Raw genomic sequence first — 288 nt, 5'->3', positions numbered from 1 at the left:
ATTACACAATAATACCATCCGAGGCGTACATACAGCCCTGCAAGCCATTTTTGAAGAAGGTCAATACGCTGATAAAGTCATCGAGCGGACACTGAAGTCCAACCCAAAGTGGGGGGCTAAAGACCGATCCTTCATCGCGGAGACTACCTACGAAATGGTGAGATGGTGGAGACTGATCAAGCATCTCAGTCCTTCTTCCAACTACTGGGATTTGTTTGGGACGTATTGGATCATGCAGGGCAATGCCTTACCGGATTGGGAGGAGTTTGAGCGACTTCACCCGGAGAA

At 49.0% G+C, this 288-nt stretch carries 1 protein-coding gene; it reads left to right on the top strand.

Translation table 11 applies throughout. From position 1 onward, the window contains the following. Positions 1–288, top strand: a 288-nt coding sequence (locus ACNKXV_RS14470) for a transcription antitermination NusB family protein (RefSeq protein ID WP_470269877.1), incomplete at both ends; no start/stop codon positions are given.

The sequence above is a fragment of the Christiangramia aquimixticola genome (assembly GCF_048285835.1).
GTDB lineage: Bacteria > Bacteroidota > Bacteroidia > Flavobacteriales > Flavobacteriaceae > Christiangramia > Christiangramia aquimixticola.
The sequence above is the reverse complement of the archived record's forward strand: the minus strand, read 5'-3'. Positions and strand labels throughout refer to the sequence as shown.